General features: G+C 61.6%; 1 pseudogene. It reads left to right on the forward strand.

Annotated elements, in window-relative coordinates:
- Window positions 1–132, forward strand: a pseudogene (locus EXE45_RS19400) (ArsR family transcriptional regulator); the annotation flags it as partial.
- Between the last annotated feature and the right edge of the window lie 79 nt (window positions 133–211).

Below are 211 nucleotides of genomic sequence, written 5' to 3' on the forward strand. Positions count from 1 at the left end.
GAGGACCTGGACATCTCGCCGATGGCAGCGGAGATGATCTTACAGGTGCTCCGGCCCGTCGTCCACGAACATTACGAGATAGATGAGTCAGGAGCAGGACTCAACGAGTTGGACATCGACGGCGACGGCTGACGACACGTGAGCCGGCTCCACATCGCCGACACCGGCCTGTTCGTCGCGATGGAGCAGCCCTCGAACAGCCGCTACCAAG

It is taken from the genome of Halorubrum sp. SP9, from assembly GCF_005435015.1.
In the GTDB taxonomy this organism is placed as follows: Archaea; Halobacteriota; Halobacteria; order Halobacteriales; family Haloferacaceae; genus Halorubrum; species Halorubrum sodomense.